Raw genomic sequence first — 19,428 nt, 5'->3', positions numbered from 1 at the left:
CCGATGTGTCAGACGCGATCAGAAATCCTTGCACAGGCGCAGGGCGTCATAGATGGCGGCGTGGGTGTTGCGCGGTGCATTGCAGTCGCCGAGACGGAACAGCAGGTAATCATCCCCGTCGGTGGCCTGACTCAGGCACGGCTGCGGCTTGATGGCGTAGAGCGACTCGACGTCGATCTGGCCCTTGTTGAGCGAGCCGTCCTTGAAGGCGTAGTAGAGCGCTTCATCGGGGCGCACGCCGTTCTCGACCACGATCTGGTCGACGACGCGTTCTTCCAGCGTGCCGGTGTATTCATTCTCGAGCACCGCCACCAGCCCCTCGCCTTCGCGGTAGACCTCATGCAGCACCATGTCGGAGGTCATCACGACTTCCTTGGCATACAGGCTGCGGTAATAGGTCGGGAAGGTGGTGCCGCCGACCGCCGCCCCCGGCTTGATGTCATCGGTGACGATCTCGACCCTGGCGCCCTTGGTGGCCAGATAATCGGCCACCGAGACACCGGAGAATTCGCAGATGCTGTCGTAGATCAACACGTTGCTGCCCGGCGCGACACGCCCGTCCAGCACGTCCCAGGAAGAGACGATCAGGCTCTTGGCCGGGTCCTCGTCGTAGCCCCAGGATTCGAACTGCTCCATGAACGGACGGCCGCCCACCGCCAGGATCACCACGTCAGCGCGCAGGTCACGGATGGTGGCCTCATCGGCGCGGGTACCCAGGCGCAGATCGACCTTCAGACGCGCCAGCTCCAGCTGATACCAGCGGGTGATACCGGCGATCTGGTCACGCTGCGGTGCCTTGGAAGCCGTGGTGATCTGGCCACCCAGCTCTTCCTTCGCCTCGAAGAGCGTCACGGCATGGCCACGCTCGGCACACACGCGGGCCGCTTCCATGCCGGCCGGACCGCCACCGACGATGACGACCTTGCGCACCGGGCCGCTGGTCTTCTCGATCTCGTGTGGCAGGCCCATGTATTCGCGTGACGTCGCGGCATTCTGGATGCACAGCACGTCCAGCCCCTGGTACTGGCGGTCGATGCAGTAGTTGGCACCGACGCACTGCTTGATCTGGTCGAGCTGGCCCATCTTGATCTTGGCGATGATGTGCGGGTCGGCGATGTGCGCGCGGGTCATGCCGACCATGTCGACATAGCCGCCTTCCAGGATGCGCTCGGCCTGATTGGGGTCCTTGATGTTCTGGGCGTGGATCACCGGAATCTTGACCACTTCCTTGATGCCGGAGGCCAGATGCAGGAAGGGTTCCGGCGGGTAGGACATGTTGGGAATGACGTTGGCGAGGCTGTTGTGGGTATCACAGCCGGAGCCGATCACGCCGAAGAAATCGAGCAGGCCGGTGGCGTCGTAATAGGCCGCGATCTGCTTCATGTCGTCATGCGACAGGCCATCGGGATGGAATTCATCACCACAGATGCGCATGCCGACCACGAAGTCATCACCGACCTCGGCACGCACCGCCTTGAGCACCTCGATACCGAACTTCATGCGGCCCTCGAAGCTGCCGCCCCACTCATCGGTGCGCTTGTTGACACGCGGGCTCCAGAACTGGTCGATCAGGTGCTGGTGCACGGCGGACAGCTCGACGCCATCCAGGCCGCCTTCCTTGGCACGCCGCGCCGCCTGGGCGAAGTCGGCGATGATGCGCTGGATCTCTTCCACCTCGATGGTCTTGCAGGTGGAGCGGTGCACCGGCTCGCGGATACCGGACGGCGACATCAGCGAGGTCCAGTCGAAACCGTCCCAGCGTGAGCGACGGCCCATGTGGGTAATCTGGATCATGATCTTGCCGCCATGCTTGTGCACGGCATCGGCCAGATTCTGGAAATGCGGAATGATGCGATCAGTCGACAGGTTGACGGAGCTCCACCAGCCCTGCGGGCTATCGATGGACACCACCGAGGAGCCACCACAGATGCACAGGCCACACCCGCCCTTGGCCTTCTCTTCGTAGTAGCGCACGTAGCGCTCGGTGGTCATGCCGCCATCGGTGGCATACACCTCGGCATGGGCGGTACTGACGACGCGGTTGCGGATGGTCAGCTTGCCGATCTCGATCGGCTGGAAGAGTGCGTCGAATGCCATGGTGAAAGCTCCTCGCCGGGGAGAGCGCCGCCTTGTCACGCCGGCCTGGCCTGCCCGCCGCCTCGAGTCGGGGCTCGTGGCGGCGGGCGGCGTCAGGCGTCTTGCATGTCAGGAAAGGCGGCGCTCAGGCGTTGCGTTGTCGTTGTTGTGTGTGTGGTGAGTGTCGTGACAGAGAGAGGATCGGGCAGCCGGCTTTTGCCTTTTGCCTGGGCCGGGCCTGGGCCTTGACCCGAGCCATGGAATAGAGAGTGGCGGATCTGAAAACGTCACACTGTTCCGGGAGCGACCTCGAAATACCCCACATCACAGCCTTCCTCACCACCGCTCTGGGTCTGGACGGCGACGGTGCGCAGCTCGCTGCCACGCGCGGCCAGAATCTGGTCCATCGCGCCGGCGAACCAGCCGGTGAACATGTACTCAAGCTTTGTGCCGGTCTTGCCCTGCTGATAGACGAAGCAGGAGTGCTCCAGGCGTACCTTGCAGGTGCCGCGCTCCAGATCGATCTCCTCGGTGATGAACAGACCCCAGCCGCGCTGTGACAGACGCTTCATGTAATGCTCGAAGACCTCCACCCCGACCAGGCCGTGCAGCTCGGCTTCTTTCTCGCACCAGTGCCAGGCGCTCTTGTAGCCGGCGTGGTAGAGAATCTCGGCGTACTTCTCCACGCCCAGCGCCTCTTCCACCGCGACATGGTTGTTGATGAAGAAGTGACGCGGCACGTACAGCATCGGCAGTGCGTCCGATGTCCAGACGCCGGTCTCGCTATCCACCTCGATCGGCAGTTCAGGGGCCATCTTGCTCATGTCGGTGTCCTCAAAAGGGGCTGAAAGGGAGATGCAAAAGAGAGTTCAAGAAAGAGATCAGGAGAGAGATCACGAAAGTGCGATCAAGAAAGAGCGAACCAGAAAAGGCCCAGGCAGGCAGACTCAGCCGCCCCAGACGTTTTCCAGCGTGCGCAGCCAGTTCTCGCCCATGATCTTGCGCACCTGGTGCTCGCTCATGCCGCGACGCAGCAGCGCCTCGGTCAGATTGGGGAACTCGCCGATGGTGCGGATGCCTTCCGGATTGACGATCTTGCCGAAGTTGGTGAGACGACGGGCGTAGCCCTTGTCGTGGGTCAGCCACTCGAAGAAGTCCTGACCGTGACCCTGGGTGAAATCGGTGCCGATGCCGATGGCATCCTCGCCGACCAGGTTCATCACGTATTCGATGGCCTCAACGTAGTCATCGACGGTGGCGTTGACGCCAGCCCGGAGGAAGGGGGTGAACATGGTGACGCCGACGAAGCCGCCGTGTTCGGCGATGAAGCGCAGCTCGGCATCGGACTTGTTGCGCGGGTGGTCCTTGAGACCGGCCGGCGCGCAGTGGGAGTAGCAGACAGGGACTTTCGATTCGAGGATGACTTCCTCGGAGGTCTTCGAGCCGACGTGGGAGAGATCACACATCACGCCGACGCGGTTCATCTCGGCGACCATCTCGCGCCCGAAGCCGGACAGGCCGCCATCGCGCTCGTAGCAGCCGGTACCGACCAGATTCTGGGTGTTGTAGCACATCTGCACGATGCCCACGCCGAGCTGCTTGAAGACATCGACATAGCCGATCTGGTCTTCATAGGCGTTGGCATTCTGGAAGCCGTAGATGATGCCGGTCTTGCCCGCGGCCTTGGCGGCGCGGATGTCGGCGGCGGTGCGCGCCACGCAGACCAGGTCACTGCTCTCGGCGATCAGCTGGTTGCTCTTGACGATGTTGTTGACGGTCGCCTGGAAGCCTTCCCAGACCGAGACGGTGCAGTTGGCCGCACTCAGACCGCCCTTGCGCATGTCCTCGAACAGCTCGCGCTGCCACTTGGCGATCACCAGACCATCGATGACGATGCTGTCATCGTGCAGGGCGCGGGCCGCATCGGACCCACCGAAGGAGGAGGAGAATTCGGACATCATGTCGCTCCGGCGCTGGGCAGGCGGCTCTGGAAGTCAGGTCACTGCCCGTACCCGGCGGACAGGGTCTGCCGGAACACGATCTCCAGCAGGCTGTGCCAGCATAGTCCTGCCCTCTTCCCCCTCTGACGCCAGATGCGACGCGTGGCTACCGAATCGCGTCAGGACTGTCGTTTCTGAAACGACGACGCCCCGACTCGAGAGAGCCGGGGCGTCGTGGGACAGCCGATGGTGTACCGTCACGCCGGTCAGTGCGCGGGGGACAGCTCCTTCAGCGAAGGCAGCAGGTCCCAGCTCAACCAGCCACGCGGCTGTTCCAGCCGCTTGAGATAGCCCATGCCGAGATTGTTCATCTGGCGCCGCGTCCAGCTGGCACGCCGCTGGATATAGGCCGAGGGCTTGCCGGCATTGAAGCGAATCGGATTGGGCAGTACCGCCGCCAGCAGGCTGGCCTGGTAGGCGGACAGGCTGGCGGCATCGGTATTGAAGTGATGTTCGGCCGCAGCCTCGACACCGAACACCCCCGGGCCCCACTCGGCGACGTTCAGATAGACCTCGAGAATGCGCTCCTTGGGCCAGATCACCTCGATCAGGATGGTGAACCAGACCTCCAGCCCCTTGCGCACCCAGCTGCGCCCGTTCCACAGGAAGACATTCTTGGCGGTCTGCTGGCTGATGGTGCTGGCCCCGCGCAGCCGTTCACCGGCCAGGCGCGCATCGATGGCCTTGACGATCTGATCGACATCGAAGCCGTAGTGATCGGGAAATTTCTGGTCTTCCGAGGCGATCACCGCCAGCCGGGCATTGCGGGAAATCTCCTCCATCGGCACCCAGTCATGCTGGAGCGCCATCGGCGCCCCCGAGACCAGGCTGTAGCCCCACTTCTCCAGCATCACCATCGACACCGGCAATGGCACGAAGCGCAGCAACACCACCAGGCCGACACAGGCCACCATCCAGCAGGCGACGATCTTGAATGCCCACACCGCCAGCCAGCGCAGACGCTCCATCGGGCGCATCTTCACGGACCCCGCCGGCCTGCGTGTCGCGCCGCGGCGTGCCGATTGCCCATCGCGGGTCTTCTGCCCCTGTGTTCGTGCCATCCCTCGCCGTCCCCTGTCGCGCGTGTCGTGGCTGATCACGACGGGTCATCCCGTCTCCCAGCCCTTGTTGTCAGCTACTGCCTCATGCAGCGCTCGAGTGTACCAGAGCCCGCCGATGGCTCCTGTGAAAACCAAGATGCCCCGGCCGAAGGGCAGGGGCATCGAGGGGTCATCCCGTCACGCAGGTGTATGGCGATCAGAGCCTGACGCTTGCGTAGGTTGGCTCGCCACGCGCATTGGCCAGCGCCAGGATCGCCGAGGACACCGGCGATTCGGCGGCGGTATGCAGCGGCGAGGAGGCAGTCGTCTGGCTCAGCGACTGATGGATGGCACCATGCAGTACGCCTTCCAGACTGGCCACGCCGTGCAGCTGATGATCGACATCGGCACGACACGGCACGTCCGACACGCCGGGCTGACGCTCACCACCGATACGCTCATCGCGCGGCGGCATGCCGAAGTACTCGCGGTAGCACTTGGAGAAGTGCGGCGTGGAGACGAAGCCACAGGCCGAGGCCACCTCGATGATCGACAGCGCCGTCTGCTTGAGCAGCTGACGCGCCCGCGTCAGGCGCAGCTTGAGGTAGTAGCGCGACGGTGAGCAGTGCAGATAGCGCTGGAACAGGCGCTCCAGCTGACGGCGCGAGACATCCACGTAGTGGGCCAGCTCGTCCAGACCGATGGGCTCCTCCAGATTGGCCTCCATCAGCGCGACGATTTCCAGAAGCTTGGGCTGGGTGGTGCCCAGCACGTGCTTGAGCGGTACACGCTGCTGGTCCTGCTCGCCGCGCACGCGGTCACAGATGAACATCTCGGAGATGCCCGCCGCCAGCTCGCGGCCATGCTCGCGGGCGATCATGGTCAATACCATGTCCATCGGCGCGGTGCCGCCCGAGGCGGTGGCACGCTGCTGGTCGATGGAGAATAGCCGCGTGGTCAGCGGTACGCGCGGGAAGGCCTCCTGCATGGCCGCCAGACACTCCCAGTGAATGCTGGTCTCGTGACCTTCCAGCAGCCCGGCCTGCGCCAGCGCCCAGCTGCCGGTACACACGGCGCCCAGCTGACGGCCAGCGCGCGCCTGGGCCTGCAGCCAGCTGACATGCGGGCGCTGCACCGCCCGCTGGATACCGACGCCGCCACAGACGATGGCCATGTCCAGCGCCGGGCAGGTCTCGGCCGACACATCCGGCGTGACCTGCAGACCATCGCTGGCACGCACGGGCATGCCTTCCAGGGTCACGGTGTACCAGCGATACAGCTCACGTCCAGCCAGCTGATTGGCCATGCGCAGCGGTTCCACCGCCGAGGCCAGCGAGATGAGCGTGAAGCTGTCGAGCAACAGGAAGCCGATGGTCTGCGGCTGGCGTGTCTCGCCGGCCTGAGGGCCCAGCGAGCGAGCCCCCGCCCGGCGGGAATCGGAGGAAAAGCCGGATGTCATGTGAGAGCGATCGTGCGGGCGATCAATGCGGCCACTGGTCAGTGCCATGGGGAACTCCTTCTTGCTATCTGCCTGAGTTGCAGACCGGAGCATGAATGCCCTCACCCGGATCAGTCGGCGATCAGGGGGTCCGCGATATTGTCGTTGTTGGCACTCAGCAGGGAATCGACCGGAAGGCTGGCGATTCCAGCAGTGATGACAGCCATCATCGTGATCTCTCGCTTGAGCGACTCGGGATGCGACCCGAAGGAGTCCGATAACGTCAGGGGTGTCGTGAATCACTGCTTGGACGTCGTGCGTTGTCCACCTCTCGACAGTAAACCATCGCCCTGATACCGCGCAGCGATTAAATCGCCGCTGCACGGCAAATCATCGTTGCTGTACGGCACAGAATAACGCCGTGATTGGCTGACATCGACGCGATATAACCGCGAGCCACGAAAACCGCCCTTCATAGCGAAAGGTTCTGAAAGGCGGTGTCGCTCATGACGGAAAAACGACAGCCCCGACATCCTGTGATGGATGCCGGGGCTGTCGTTTCTGTCTTTCACGCAGGTTCTCTGCTCGGGGAGCGATCCCCTGTGGCTGGCAATGTCACATCACAGCTCGAGGCTTCAGGCTCACCTCAAGAAAGAAGGTGTTTCGCATGCCTTTTCATCTCTACCGGCCACCACACTCACACCTCAAAGGAGGTGTTTCGCATGCCTTTTCATCTTCATTGGCTACCATCCTCACACCTCAAAGGAGGTGTTTCGCATGCCTTTTTATCTTCATTGGCTACCATCCTCACACCTCAAAGGAGGTGTTTCGCATGCCTTTTTATCTTCATTGGCTACCATCCTCACACCTCAAAGGAGGTGTTTCGCATGGTAGGTCAGATGCTCATCGATGAAGCTGGCCATGAAGAAGTAGCTGTGATCATAGCCGGGCTGGCGACGCAGGATCAGCGGGTGGTCCTGCTCGGCGCAGACCGCCTCCAGACGCTCCGGCTTGAGCTGCTCTTCCAGGAACTGGTCATTCTCGCCCTGCTCGACGAACAGCTCCTGACGCGCGGCACCGCTGTTGCCCGCCTGCTTGACCAGCTCGCAGGTATCCCACTGCGCCCACTGGGTGCGGTCATCGCCGAGATAGCCGCTGAAGGCCTTCTCGCCCCACGGGCAGGCCATCGGATTGGCGATCGGAGCGAAGGCGGAGACCGAGCGATAGCGGCCCGGATTCTTCAGCGCGCAGATCAGCGCACCATGGCCGCCCATGGAGTGGCCGGAGATGGACTCGCGTTCGCCATCCACCGGGAAGTGACGCTTGACGAGCGCCGGCAGCTCCTCGGTGACGTAGTCGTACATGCGGTAATGGCGCGCCCGCGGCTCGCGGGTGGCATTGACGTAGAAGCCGGCACCGCTGCCGAAGTCATAGCTGTCATCTTCGCCGGGCAGGTCCACGCCACGCGGGCTGGTGTCCGGGCAGATCAGGGCGATGCCCAGCTCGGCTGCCTTGCGCTGCGCGCCGGCCTTCTGCATGAAGTTCTCGTCGGTGCAGGTCAGCCCCGACAGCCACCACAGCATCGGCACCGGGCCCTGTTCGGCCTGCGGCGGCAGATAGATGGCGAACACCATGTCGCAATCCAGACTGCCGCTGCGGTGACGGTAACGCTTGAGCCAGCCACCATGCACCTTGTTGGCGCTGACCAGCTCGAGTTGTTCGGTCGCGGTCATCATGCTCTCCCTTGTGATATCGCCTCATGAAGACGGCGTCGGCAAGCCGACGCCGTTTCACGCTCCGAGCCCGCCCAGGCATCACGCTTGCCTGCCCGGCCCGGAGGCGTTTCAGCCAAAGATCGCTCGCGGATCAGAAGCTCAGCACGGTACGGATCGACTTGCCTTCATGCAGCAGGTCGAAGGCCTCGTTGATCTTCTCGAAGGGCATCTGGTGGGTGACGAAGTCGTCGAGGTTGATCGCGCCATCCATGTAGCGCTCGACGTAGCCCGGAAGCTCGGTACGGCCCTTGACGCCACCGAAGGCGGAGCCTTTCCAGACACGCCCGGTCACCAGCTGGAAGGGGCGGGTGGCGATCTCTTCACCGGCACCGGCGACGCCGATGATGATGGATTCGCCCCAGCCCTTGTGCGCGCACTCGAGCGCGGCACGCATGACCTTGACGTTGCCGATGCACTCGAAGGAGTAGTCGACGCCGCCGTCGGTCATGTCGACGATGGCTTCCTGGACCGGCACGGACAGCTTGCTCGGGTTGACGAAGTCGGTGGCGCCGAACTTGCGGGCCAGATCGAACTTGTCCTCATTGATGTCGATGGCGATGATGCGCGACGCCTTGGCCATCACCGCGCCCTGGATGGCGGCCAGACCGATGGCGCCGAGACCGAAGATGGCCACGGTGGCACCCGGCTCGACCTTGGCGGTATTCATCACCGCGCCGATACCGGTGGTGACGCCACAGCCCAGCAGGCAGATCTTGTCCAGCGGCGCTTCCTTGGACACCTTGGCCAGCGAGACTTCCGGCACCACGGTGTACTCGGAGAAGGTAGATGTGCCCATGTAGTGGTGCAGCATCTTGCCGTCCAGCGAGAAGCGCGAGGTGCCATCCGGCATCAGGCCACGGCCCTGGGTGGCACGCACGGCGCTGCACAGGTTGGTCTTGCCGGAGAGGCAGAACTTGCACTTGCCGCATTCGGCGGTATAGAGCGGGATAACGTGGTCGCCCGGCACCAGACCGGTGACACCCTCGCCCACTTCCTCGACGATACCCGCGCCTTCATGGCCCAGCACGGACGGGAACAGGCCTTCGGGGTCTGCGCCGGACAGGGTGTAGGCATCGGTGTGGCAGACGGCGGTATTGACGATGCGTACCAGCACCTCGCCGGCCTTCGGTCCTTCGACATCGATCTCGACCAGCTCCAGCGGCTTGCCGGCTTCCAGCGCAATCGCAGCACGTGATTTCATTAATATCTCCTCGGAGCAACAATGGCGGTAGACTGATCCGTGGCATTCTCCCGGCGAGCCTGCCGGTGCCCCCTTGCTCACAAGGGGCTCACGCAGGGGGACAGGCAAGGAGCAATGCATTGCCGCAACGCGTGCGGTGCCATCAGTATGCAACACAGTCTACGCAGTGACCTTGGCGGGATTAAGCCGTCAGCACTCAGATGATTATTGTCACTCAACAACAATGATGAGGAGCGGGCATGCAGCGTTGGGACCGCATCGAAGCCTTTGTGGAAGTCGTCAGAATCGGCTCGTTTTCCGGTGCCGCCCGTCATCTCGGGGTCTCCAGCTCACATGTCAGTCGCCTGATCAGCCAGCTGGAAGCCCAGCTTGATACCCAGTTGCTCTATCGCACGACCCGTCAGACGCGTCTCACCGATGCCGGACAGGTGTATTACGAGCACTGCCATCACCTCTTCGATGGCTTCCGCGCCGCCGAACAGGCCATCGGCGACTTCCATGCCCGTCCCAGCGGCGTGCTCAAGCTGACCAGCGCCACCACCTTCGGTGAGCGCTACGTCGCGCCACTGGTCAACGACTTCCAGCTGATGCACCCGCAGCTGGAGGTGCAGATGCACTTCACCAATCGTCCGGTGGAATTGATCGACGAGGGCTTCGATGTCGCCATTCGCATGGGCGTGCTCAAGGACTCCTCGCTGATCGCGCGGCGACTGGTGGACCGCCAGGAGTATGTCGTCGCCTCGCACGACTACTTTCAGCGTGCGCCGCGTCCGCACACCCTGGCGGAGCTCTCCAGCCACCGCTGTCTGGCGGGCTCCAAGCGTGAATGGCTGTTCGAGGTCGAGGGCCAGCGCCGCGAAGTGCGCATCTCCGGCAGCTGGCAGGCCAATTCCGGGCCGGCACTGCTGGACGCCACGCTCAAGGGCCTCGGGCTTGCCCAGATTCCCGACTATTACGTCGCGCCTCACCTAGCCAGTGGCAAGCTGATCTCGGTGCTGGATGAGTATCAGGTGCGCGATACCGGGGTGTGGATCGTCTATCCCCGCCACCGCCATCTCTCGCCCAAGGTGCGCCAGTTCGTCGACTTCATGGTCGAGCGCTTCGAGGACGGCATCCCCGGCCTGGTGGGCTGACACCCAGGGCGCGAAGGCCTCAACCGGCCGTCACTTCCCCTTGTCACGACGACAGACGGGCTGCCGATGGGCAGCCCGTCTGTCGTTGCACGTGACGTTGCGTTGCGAGCTATCCACCAGCGGCGTCAGGCACGCTGCGCGCCGCCACCCGGTATCGCCTCCGGCAGATGCACCGGCGGTGCCTTGACCAGCAGCTTGCTGGCCACGAAGTAGACCAGCGCCCCCAGCAGCGAGCCGGTGAACCAGCCGTAGTCGTAGAACCAGGAAAGCCCGGGCTGCGAGAAGCTGATCACCGTCAGCCCCACCGGCACGAAGAAGGCGATGAAGCCCGCTGGATTGAAGGCCGGGTAGGTGCTGCCATCCAGATAGAGCGCCGGCAGATCGAAGGACTGGCGACGGATCACGAAGTAGTCGACGATCATGATTCCCGCGATCGGCCCCAGCAGACTCGAATAGCCCAACAGCCAGTTGGAATAGAGGCTCTCGAGGCTCACGTCGGAGACGATCCAGCCCATCTTCTTGATCAGCTCGAAGCCCATCAGCAGCACCCCGACCAGCCCGGTGAGCAGCACGCCGCGCGTCTGGTTGATGAATTTCGGCGCGATGTTCTGGAAATCATTGGTCGGCGAGACGATGTTGGCGGCGGTGTTGGTGGAGAGCGTCGCGATGATGATCAGCACCATGGCGATGGCGACCCAGCCGGGGCTGTCGATGCGACCGATCAGGTTGACCGGGTCGGAGATGGTCTCCCCCACCAGCGAGCTGGAAGCGGCCGTCAGCACCACGCCGAGCGCCGCGAAGAAGAACATCGTCAGCGGCAGGCCGATGATCTGACCGACGATCTGGTCCTTCTGGCTCTTCGCGTAACGGCTGAAGTCCGGGATGTTCAGCGACAGCGTCGCCCAGAAGCCGACCATCGCGGTCAGGCCCGCCATGAAGTAGCTGGCCACGCCATCGCCTTCGGGACGATTCGGTGGCTGGGCCAGCAGTTCGCTGATCGAGGTATGCGGCAGCGCCCACACCATCAGGCCGACCCCCACCGCCAGCAGCAAGGGCGCGGAGAGCGTCTCCAGCCACTTGATGGATTCCGCGCCGCGAATCACCACGAACAGGTTGAGCGCCCAGAAGATGAAGAAGCCGATGACCTCGCCCACCCCGCCCAGCGCCTTCCAGTCCGCCGAGAGGCTCGAGAGCAGCAGGTGAATCGCCAGGCCGCCGAACATCGTCTGGATACCGAACCAGCCACAGGCGACCACCGCCCGAATCATGCACGGCACGTTGGAGCCGATGATCCCGAACGATGAACGCAGCACTACCGGAAAGGGAATCCCGAAACGCGTGCCGGGGAAGGCGTTCAGCGTCAGCGGAATCAGTACCACCAGATTGGCGACCAGAATCGTGATCAGCGCCTCGCCGACACTCAATCCGAAGTAGGCAGTGAGCACGCCGCCCAGGGTATAGGTGGGTACGCAGATCGACATGCCGACCCACAGCGCGGCGATGTTCCAGCGCGACCAGGTGCGCTCAGCGCTCCTGGTCGGCGCGATATCCTCGTTGTAGCGCGGGCTGCGGGCGACGTCCTGCGCCACCACCAGCTCGATCATTTCCTCATTGCTGCGCACCATGTGCGAGCGAGTCTGTGTCGGGGCCATGAGTCCTCACCTGTTCAGCTGTTGTTATTGTTGAGGGTGATGCACGTCGCTTGTCCTGGCTTTGCGCTCTGTGGCGCGTCTTGCCGTCTTTGAAGATCCGTCCCTTCCTTCACCCTCCTGATTCACTTTTCACCCTGTTTCAGCCAAGGGATGCTCGAATTACCCATCCACATGAAGCGGTACCTTTCATGGGCAAATCGCATGCCGATGGCGGCATTATTGCCGTCAAATCAAACCTGTCCCGCAAGACAACTTGAGAGGCAATGGCGCGGGTTTTACCGTCTGATGTCCGTCAGGTGGCGACACGCCGTGTTCGCGCCAATTGTCAGTATGGTCAGGTTCCAAGCTGGTGCAAGGCGGTCTTGCACAGGGCCCATACAGACGATCACAAGCCACTGATGTGCATTGAGTTTTCCTTTGAAAATCGCGTGAACCACGCTGATTCTCCTGGCACCACAATGGTGAATTCATGCGAAATCTTGACCGAAAATCCTTTTATAACAACAAGATAAATCTACAAGACTTTATTTGACACTTCGTCTTGCCGAACGCGGGAACACTGTCTAATGTTCATTAAGCTGACTGGTGAGACAGGATCTGCATCGGACCTTCCCTGACCCACGATACCTGCCGCGGGCATGCAGACTTTCCGGACAGGCGGAGTGATTTTCCAGGACCCATTTCGCGCCATCCCGGCTCACCCGCTCTGCCCACCAGCACTCATTGAAGACAACAACAACCGGCACCAAGCCGCCCGATGAGGATGACATGTCGAACGACTCCCGCATCTCCTACCGCGAGGATGCCGGCAAGCTGCGCTGCGCCGTCATCCAGATGGGACTCAACGTCTCCACCGACCTCGAGCCCGCACAGATCCGCGATGCCATGAACGAGGCCCACCTGCCGCTGATCGACCAGGCCGGTGAGGCAGGCGTCAAGATCCTGTGCTTCCAGGAAGTCTTCAATCAGCCCTATTTCTGCCCGAGCCAGGATGCCAAGTGGTATGCCGCCGCCGAGCGCGTGCCGGACGGCCCCACCGTCACCCTGATGCAGCAGTACGCGAAGAAGCATCAGATGGTGATCATCGTGCCCCTCTACGAGGAAGTGCAGCCGGGGGTGTACTACAACACCGCCGCCGTCATCGATGCCGACGGCAGCTATCTGGGCAAGTATCACAAGACCCACATCCCGCAGGTGGCGGGCTTCTGGGAGAAATTCTTCTTCAAGCCCGGCAAGTCCGACTGGCCGGTCTTCGACACCGCCTACGGGCGCATCGGCGTCTACATCTGCTACGACCGCCACTTCCCGGAAGGCTGGCGCGCGCTGGCGCTCAACGGCGCCGAGATCATCTTCAATCCCTCCGCCACCGTCGCCGGCCTCTCCCAGTATCTGTGGGAGCTGGAACAACCCGCCTCCGCCGCCGCCAATGGCTGCTACATCGCCGCCATCAACCGTGTCGGCCATGAACAGCCCTGGGATATCGGCGAGTTCTACGGCTCCTCCTACTTCGTGAATCCACGCGGCCAGATCGAAGCCCAGGCCAGCGCCACCGAGGACGAGCTGTTGATCCACGATCTCGACATGGCGATGGTGCGCGAGGTGCGCAACAACTGGCAGTTCTTCCGTGACCGCCGTCCGGACGCCTATACCCGCCTCACCGATGGTGAATGACGGCCAGCACGATAACGACAACGACAACACGACCTGACACTCAATGCCGGACAAGGCCGCGCGATGCGGCCGGGAGAGATTCATGGCAATCCTGATCAAGGGCGGCAGCATCCAGACCCACGAAGAGCGCTACACCGCCGATGTGCTGTGTGACGGCGAGACCATCACCGCCATCGGCACCGACCTCGAGGTACCGGACGACTGCGAGGTGATCGACGCCAGCGGCTGTCTGGTGATGCCCGGCGGCATCGACCCGCACACCCACATGCAGCTGCCCTTCATGGGCACCGTGGCCAGCGAGGATTTCCAGAGCGGCACCGCCGCGGCGCTGGCCGGCGGTACCACCATGATCATCGATTTCGTGATTCCCTCCCCCCAGCAACCGCTGATGGAGGCCTATCACACCTGGCGCGAGTGGGCCGAGAAGTCGTGCTGCGACTACAGCTTCCACGTCGCCGTCACCTGGTGGGACGAGAGCGTCAGCCAGGACATGCAGACGCTGGTCTCCGATTACGGGGTCAACAGCTTCAAGCACTTCATGGCCTACAAGAACGCCATCATGGCGCCGGACGACACCCTCGTCTCGAGCTTCGCGCGCTGTCTGGAGCTGGGCGCGATTCCCACCGTGCATGCCGAGAACGGCGAGCTGGTCTACCACCTGCAGCAGAAGCTGCTGGCCGATGGCATTACCGGGCCCGAGGCACATCCGCTGTCGCGTCCGCCGCAGGTCGAGGGCGAGGCCGCCAGCCGCGCCATCCGCATCGCCGGCACTCTGGGCACGCCGGTGTATCTGGTGCACGTCTCCACCGCCGATGCGCTGGAGGAAATCCGCTACGCCCGCGAGCACGGTCAGCCGGTCTACGGCGAGGTGCTGGCAGGCCATCTGCTGATCGATGAAGCGGTCTATCAGAACAAGAGCTGGGAATTCGCGGCAGGCCACGTGATGAGCCCGCCGTTCCGCTCGCTGGAGCACCGCCAGGCACTGTGGGGCGGCATCCAGTCCGGTGACCTGCAGACCACCGCCACCGATCACTGCTGCTTCTGCGCCGAGCAGAAGGAGATGGGCAAGGACGACTTCTCGAAGATTCCCAACGGCACCGCCGGGGTCGAGGATCGCATGGCGATGCTGTGGCACGAGGGCGTCAACACCGGGCGCTTCTCCGCCGAGGACTTCGTCGGCCTGACCTCCACCAACGCCGCCAAGATCTTCAATCTGTACCCGCGCAAGGGCGCGATCCGGGTCGGCAGCGACGCCGACATCGTGGTCTGGGACCCCAACGCCGAACGCACCATCTCGGCGAAGACTCACCACCAGAACATCGACTTCAACATCTTCGAAGGCCGCACCGTCAAGGGTATCCCGCGTCACACCATCAGCCGCGGCGACTGGGCATGGCGCGATGGCGAGCTGCATGCCAAGCGCGGTCACGGCCAGTACGTCGAACGCCCGCCCTACCCCAGTGTCTTCGACCAGCTCAAGGCCCGCGCCGAGAGCAATGTCGTCACCGCCGTGGATCGCAGCTGACGGCCGACGAACGACTCGAACAAGACAAGACCGACACGACTGAACGACACGACTGAACGACGGCCTGGCAGCGCACCTGACGCGCTGCCGGTCCCGAAGCGCTGCCAATCAAGGCGTTGCCAAACAAGACGCTGCTAGCGCAAGACGATCTGACTCGCCTGCAAGACCAACAACAACGACCCCGCGCCTGAGCGCGGGCAGGAGCCACACCGTGACGACATCCTCCACTCCTTCCCACTGGGCCCCGTCCGGGCTCGCGGAAGAGGCGCTGAGTGCGCGCTTCACTGATCTGCATCCGGCGCTCACCAAGCGCCAGGCCTTCATCGAGAGTTCGCGTTGCCTGTATTGCTATGACGCGCCCTGCATCAAGGCCTGCCCGACCAGCATCGATATCCCGACCTTCATCCGCCGTATCCACGATGACAATCTCGACGGCGCCGCCGGCGAGATTCTCGATGCCAATATCCTCGGTGGCAGCTGCGCCCGCGTCTGCCCCACCGAGATCCTCTGTGAGCAGTCCTGCGTGCGCAATCAGGGCGATGAGTGCCAGCCGGTGCTGATCGGCCTGCTGCAGCGCCATGCGCTGGACAACGCCCAGTTCGAGGCCCACCCGTTCACGCGGGCAGCCAGCACCGGCCGGCGCATCGCCGTGGTCGGTGCCGGGCCTGCCGGGCTTTCCTGCGCCCACCGCCTGGCGCGTTTCGGCCACGACGTGGTGATCTTCGAGGCCGAGGAGAAAGCCGGTGGCCTGAATGAATACGGCATCGCTCGCTACAAGCTGACCGATGACTTCGCCGCCCGCGAAGTCGAATTCCTGCTCGAGATCGGCGGCATCGAGATCCGCCACGGCCAGCGCCTCGGCGACAACCTGGCGCTGGCCTCCCTGACACGCGAGTTCGACAGCGTCTTCCTGGGCCTGGGCCTTGGCACCAGCCATGCCCTCGGCCTGACCGGCGAGGATGCCAGCGGCCTGATGGCGGCCACCGACTTCATCAAGGTGCTGCGTCAGAGCGGCGAACTGAACGCGCTGGCAGTGCCGAGGCACGCGGTGGTGATCGGCGCGGGCAACACCGCCATCGACATCGCCGTGCAGGCCAGGCGCCTCGGCGCACAGACGGTGGATCTGGTCTATCGGCGTGGCGAGGAGCAGATGTCCGCCACCCATCACGAGCAGGAAATCGCGCGTGCCAATGGCGTGATGATCCACACCTGGGCGCGTCCGCTGGCCATCGATGTGGCAAGCGACAGTGAGGGTAATGATGCCGCCGCGCTCAATGCGATGCAGTTCGCGCGCACACGGGTCGAGGATGGCCGACTCGTCGATACCGGCGAGACCTTCACCCTGGCCTGCGATGGGGTCTTCACCGCCATCGGCCAGGGCTTCGATGACGCGAGCCTGAGCGATGCGCATGCCGCAGGGCTGGCCCGCGAGGGGGCGAAGATAGAGGTGGACGAGATGCTGCGCACCAGTCTGCCGGGCGTCTATGCCGGCGGTGACTGCATCGCTCGCGGACAGGATCTCACCGTTCAAGCCGTCGCCCACGGCAAGCTGGCCGCCGAGGCCATCCATCACGATCTGATGCTCAAGGTGGAGGCCGCCTGATGACCATTCATACCCCGCTCAATGATGACAACGCGCGTCCGGCAGGCTCTGGTTCAAGTTCTGCAGCGGCTGACGATCACGTCGCCAGCTACAAGGCCGATCTGTCGGTCAACTTCGCCGGCATCCGCGCCCCCAACCCCTTCTGGCTGGCCAGCGCCCCGCCCACCGACAAGGCCTACAACGTGGTACGCGCCTTCGAGGCCGGCTGGGGTGGCGTGGTCTGGAAGACGCTGGGGGAAGACCCGGCGGCAGTGAACGTCTCCTCGCGCTATTCGGCGCACTATGGCCCGAATGGCGAGGTCAGCGGCTTCAACAACATCGAGCTGATCACCGACCGCTCGCTGGAGATCAACCTGCGCGAGATCACCCAGGTCAAGAAGGACTGGCCGGACCGCGCACTGATCGTCTCGCTGATGGTGCCGTGCGAGGAAGAGGCCTGGAAGACCATCCTGCCGCAGGTCGAGGCTACCGGCTGTGATGGCATCGAGCTCAACTTCGGCTGCCCCCATGGCATGCCGGAACGCGGCATGGGCGCCGCGGTGGGCCAGGTGCCGGAGTATGTCGAGCAGGTCACGCGCTGGTGCAAGACCTACAGCTCGCTGCCGGTGATCGTCAAGCTGACCCCCAACATCACCGACGTGCGCGAACCGGCCAAGGCGGCCTGGCGCGGCGGCGCGGATGCCGTCTCGCTGATCAACACCATCAACTCCATCACCCATCTGGATCTCGACCGCATGGTCGCGCATCCCATCGTCGGCGACCGCAGCACCCATGGCGGCTACTGCGGCAGCGCCGTGAAGCCCATCGCGCTGAACATGGTGGCCGAGATCGCGCGCACGCCGGAAACCGCCAACCTGCCGATCTCGGGTATCGGCGGCATCTCCAACTGGGAAGATGCCGCGGAATTCATCGCCCTCGGCGCGGGCAGCGTGCAGGTGTGCACCGCGGCGATGCTGCACGGCTTCCGTATCGTCGAGGAGATGAAGGACGGCCTGGGGCGCTGGATGGACAGCAAGGGCTATCAGCGTATCGAGGAGTTCTCCCGCGCGGCGGTGCCCAATACCACCGACTGGAAGCAGCTGGACATGAACTACCAGGTGATCGCGCGGATCGACCAGGACAAGTGCATCGGCTGCGGACGCTGCTACATCGCCTGCGAGGACACCTCGCACCAGGCCATCCTGCATCTGGCCAGGGACAACGGCACCGCCCGCTATGAGGTGAAGGACGCCGACTGTGTGGGCTGCAACCTGTGCGAGATCACCTGCCCGGTCGAGGACTGCATCACCATGGAAGTGCAGGACACCGGCAAACCGTACATGAACTGGATGGAGGACCCGCGCAACCCGCATCGCGCGGCGTGACCCTGACGTTGCGGACAAGATCCGGATGATCCGCACAGATTCCAGCGCATGACACCACGTTCAGTGGCGTGAAAACAGAAAGGGGCTGCCAGCAATGGCAGCCCCTTTTCAATGGCTTAATGATCCATCAATGATGATCATTGTTAGCCTCAAGATAATTTTATCATGACATCATCTGCTGAATCAGGCAGACAGGCCAACGCCCTTCAGCAGCACCCGCGTGACGTTCTGCACCGCCTGCTCGAATTCGCGATCACTCAGCGCCTTGCCCTGATTGAGTACCGCGATCTGGTGGTCGAAGTCGGCGTAGTGCTGGGTGCTGGCCCAGATCATGTACAGGTAGGCGGAAGCATCGACGTTGTCGATGCGCCCCTCACTGATCCACTGGCGCAGGCGTGACTTCTTCATCTCGGCCCACTCGTCGAGCCACACCGTCAGCTCCTCGCCCAGCACCGGCGCGCCCTGCATGATCTCGCTGGCCCATACCTTGGAGCCATACGGACGCTGGCGCGAGTGCATCATCTTGGCGCGAATGTAGGTGGAGAGCACCAGCTGCGGGTCGTCATAGGCCTCGAAGCACAGCGCATCTTCCTTCCACAGCGCCAGCAGACCATCGAGCACCGCGCGATACAGCGCTTCCTTGGTGCTGAAGTAGTAATGCAGATTGGACTTGGGCAGCTCTACCTCGGCGGCAATATCGACCATGCTGGCGCCGACATAGCCCTTGAGAGCGAAGATCTTTTCGGCGGCAAGCAGGATGCGGCCGACATTATCCTTGCGAATCTGAGACTTGCGAGTGGTCATGCGATCCCCTGACGCGGTGCTGGCAGTGGGATGAGAATATCATAACCGCACTGCCAACATGCCTGAGCCGACAGGTTTCGCGCTCGCGGGCGTCTCTTCTCTGCCCCCTCGCCTCTCGCCTCTTGACTCGCTTCCCACTGCTCACC

General features: G+C 63.3%; 14 protein-coding genes. 5 read left to right on the top strand and 9 right to left on the bottom strand.

Annotated features, from left to right (window positions below; all coding sequences use genetic code 11):
- Positions 1-18 precede the first annotated feature (18 nt).
- The 7 genes from dgcA to BOH68_RS02100 form a co-directional block, all read right to left on the bottom strand.
- On the bottom strand, positions 19-2,097 hold the full coding sequence (dgcA, locus tag BOH68_RS02130; RefSeq protein ID WP_077379051.1) for a dimethylglycine demethylation protein DgcA: 2,079 nt from the start codon (positions 2,095-2,097) through the stop codon (positions 19-21).
- Positions 2,098-2,363: 266 nt separating this feature from the next.
- Complete coding sequence (locus BOH68_RS02125) at positions 2,364-2,900, bottom strand: DUF5943 domain-containing protein (protein ID WP_043333737.1); 537 nt, start codon at positions 2,898-2,900, stop codon at positions 2,364-2,366.
- A gap of 123 nt (positions 2,901-3,023) precedes the next feature.
- Positions 3,024-4,034, bottom strand: coding sequence for a dipeptidase (locus BOH68_RS02120; protein ID WP_077379049.1), 1,011 nt, complete (start codon positions 4,032-4,034; stop codon positions 3,024-3,026).
- 248 nt (positions 4,035-4,282) lie between these two features.
- Positions 4,283-5,044 (bottom strand): monofunctional biosynthetic peptidoglycan transglycosylase, encoded by a 762-nt coding sequence (mtgA, locus tag BOH68_RS02115; protein WP_077379047.1) that lies wholly within the window; start codon positions 5,042-5,044, stop codon positions 4,283-4,285.
- Between the two features lie 289 nt (positions 5,045-5,333).
- A complete protein-coding gene (gene gbdR / locus BOH68_RS02110) occupies positions 5,334-6,623 on the bottom strand; it encodes a choline metabolism transcriptional regulator GbdR (RefSeq protein ID WP_240499605.1) in 1,290 nt (429 codons plus the stop codon).
- A gap of 800 nt (positions 6,624-7,423) precedes the next feature.
- Complete coding sequence (fghA, locus tag BOH68_RS02105) at positions 7,424-8,287, bottom strand: S-formylglutathione hydrolase (protein ID WP_077379045.1); 864 nt, start codon at positions 8,285-8,287, stop codon at positions 7,424-7,426.
- A gap of 133 nt (positions 8,288-8,420) precedes the next feature.
- The gene (locus tag BOH68_RS02100) at positions 8,421-9,530 is read right to left on the bottom strand and encodes an S-(hydroxymethyl)glutathione dehydrogenase/class III alcohol dehydrogenase (RefSeq protein ID WP_077379043.1); all 1,110 of its coding nucleotides are present in this window, start codon (positions 9,528-9,530) and stop codon (positions 8,421-8,423) included.
- 239 nt (positions 9,531-9,769) lie between these two features.
- Between BOH68_RS02100 and BOH68_RS02095 the strand changes: the two genes are divergently transcribed.
- Positions 9,770-10,663, top strand: coding sequence for a LysR family transcriptional regulator (locus BOH68_RS02095; RefSeq protein WP_077379042.1), 894 nt, complete (start codon positions 9,770-9,772; stop codon positions 10,661-10,663).
- A gap of 125 nt (positions 10,664-10,788) precedes the next feature.
- Here BOH68_RS02095 and BOH68_RS02090 read toward each other — a convergent pair whose 3' ends face one another.
- Positions 10,789-12,315 (bottom strand): NCS1 family nucleobase:cation symporter-1, encoded by a 1,527-nt coding sequence (locus BOH68_RS02090; protein ID WP_170877479.1) that lies wholly within the window; start codon positions 12,313-12,315, stop codon positions 10,789-10,791.
- Positions 12,316-13,083: 768 nt separating this feature from the next.
- On the opposite strand from BOH68_RS02090, the gene BOH68_RS02085 reads away from it, so the two are divergent.
- The 4 genes from BOH68_RS02085 to preA all read left to right on the top strand — a co-directional run bounded on the left by BOH68_RS02085 (position 13,084) and on the right by preA (position 18,478).
- Positions 13,084-13,986: a nitrilase-related carbon-nitrogen hydrolase gene (locus tag BOH68_RS02085; protein ID WP_077379040.1), complete on the top strand. Its 903-nt coding sequence runs from the start codon at positions 13,084-13,086 to the stop codon at positions 13,984-13,986.
- Positions 13,987-14,068: 82 nt separating this feature from the next.
- Positions 14,069-15,511, top strand: coding sequence for a dihydropyrimidinase (gene hydA, locus BOH68_RS02080; protein ID WP_077379037.1), 1,443 nt, complete (start codon positions 14,069-14,071; stop codon positions 15,509-15,511).
- A gap of 211 nt (positions 15,512-15,722) precedes the next feature.
- On the top strand, positions 15,723-17,114 hold the full coding sequence (locus BOH68_RS02075) for an NAD(P)-dependent oxidoreductase (RefSeq protein ID WP_077379035.1): 1,392 nt from the start codon (positions 15,723-15,725) through the stop codon (positions 17,112-17,114).
- Entirely contained in the window at positions 17,114-18,478 is a 1,365-nt protein-coding gene (preA, locus tag BOH68_RS02070) for an NAD-dependent dihydropyrimidine dehydrogenase subunit PreA (RefSeq protein WP_077379032.1), read from the top strand. The genes BOH68_RS02075 and preA overlap by 1 nt, the downstream gene beginning before the upstream one ends.
- A gap of 183 nt (positions 18,479-18,661) precedes the next feature.
- Here preA and BOH68_RS02065 read toward each other — a convergent pair whose 3' ends face one another.
- The gene (locus BOH68_RS02065; protein ID WP_077379030.1) at positions 18,662-19,282 is read right to left on the bottom strand and encodes a TetR/AcrR family transcriptional regulator; all 621 of its coding nucleotides are present in this window, start codon (positions 19,280-19,282) and stop codon (positions 18,662-18,664) included.
- Positions 19,283-19,428 lie beyond the last annotated feature (146 nt).

The organism is Cobetia sp. MM1IDA2H-1 (assembly GCF_002916775.2).
Lineage (GTDB): Bacteria > Pseudomonadota > Gammaproteobacteria > Pseudomonadales > Halomonadaceae > Cobetia > Cobetia marina.
This window is presented reverse-complemented; position numbering and strand designations above follow the sequence as displayed.

Coding starts and splice junctions, on each gene's coding strand:
- dgcA (WP_077379051.1), bottom strand. CDS start 2,097: ATGGCATTCGACGCACTCTTCCAGCCGATCGAGATCGGCAAGCTGACC.
- BOH68_RS02125 (WP_043333737.1), bottom strand. CDS start 2,900: ATGAGCAAGATGGCCCCTGAACTGCCGATCGAGGTGGATAGCGAGACC.
- BOH68_RS02120 (WP_077379049.1), bottom strand. CDS start 4,034: ATGTCCGAATTCTCCTCCTCCTTCGGTGGGTCCGATGCGGCCCGCGCC.
- mtgA (WP_077379047.1), bottom strand. CDS start 5,044: ATGGAGCGTCTGCGCTGGCTGGCGGTGTGGGCATTCAAGATCGTCGCC.
- gbdR (WP_240499605.1), bottom strand. CDS start 6,623: ATGGCACTGACCAGTGGCCGCATTGATCGCCCGCACGATCGCTCTCAC.
- fghA (WP_077379045.1), bottom strand. CDS start 8,287: ATGACCGCGACCGAACAACTCGAGCTGGTCAGCGCCAACAAGGTGCAT.
- BOH68_RS02100 (WP_077379043.1), bottom strand. CDS start 9,530: ATGAAATCACGTGCTGCGATTGCGCTGGAAGCCGGCAAGCCGCTGGAG.
- BOH68_RS02095 (WP_077379042.1), top strand. CDS start 9,770: ATGCAGCGTTGGGACCGCATCGAAGCCTTTGTGGAAGTCGTCAGAATC.
- BOH68_RS02090 (WP_170877479.1), bottom strand. CDS start 12,315: ATGGCCCCGACACAGACTCGCTCGCACATGGTGCGCAGCAATGAGGAA.
- BOH68_RS02085 (WP_077379040.1), top strand. CDS start 13,084: ATGTCGAACGACTCCCGCATCTCCTACCGCGAGGATGCCGGCAAGCTG.
- hydA (WP_077379037.1), top strand. CDS start 14,069: ATGGCAATCCTGATCAAGGGCGGCAGCATCCAGACCCACGAAGAGCGC.
- preA (WP_077379032.1), top strand. CDS start 17,114: ATGACCATTCATACCCCGCTCAATGATGACAACGCGCGTCCGGCAGGC.
- BOH68_RS02065 (WP_077379030.1), bottom strand. CDS start 19,282: ATGACCACTCGCAAGTCTCAGATTCGCAAGGATAATGTCGGCCGCATC.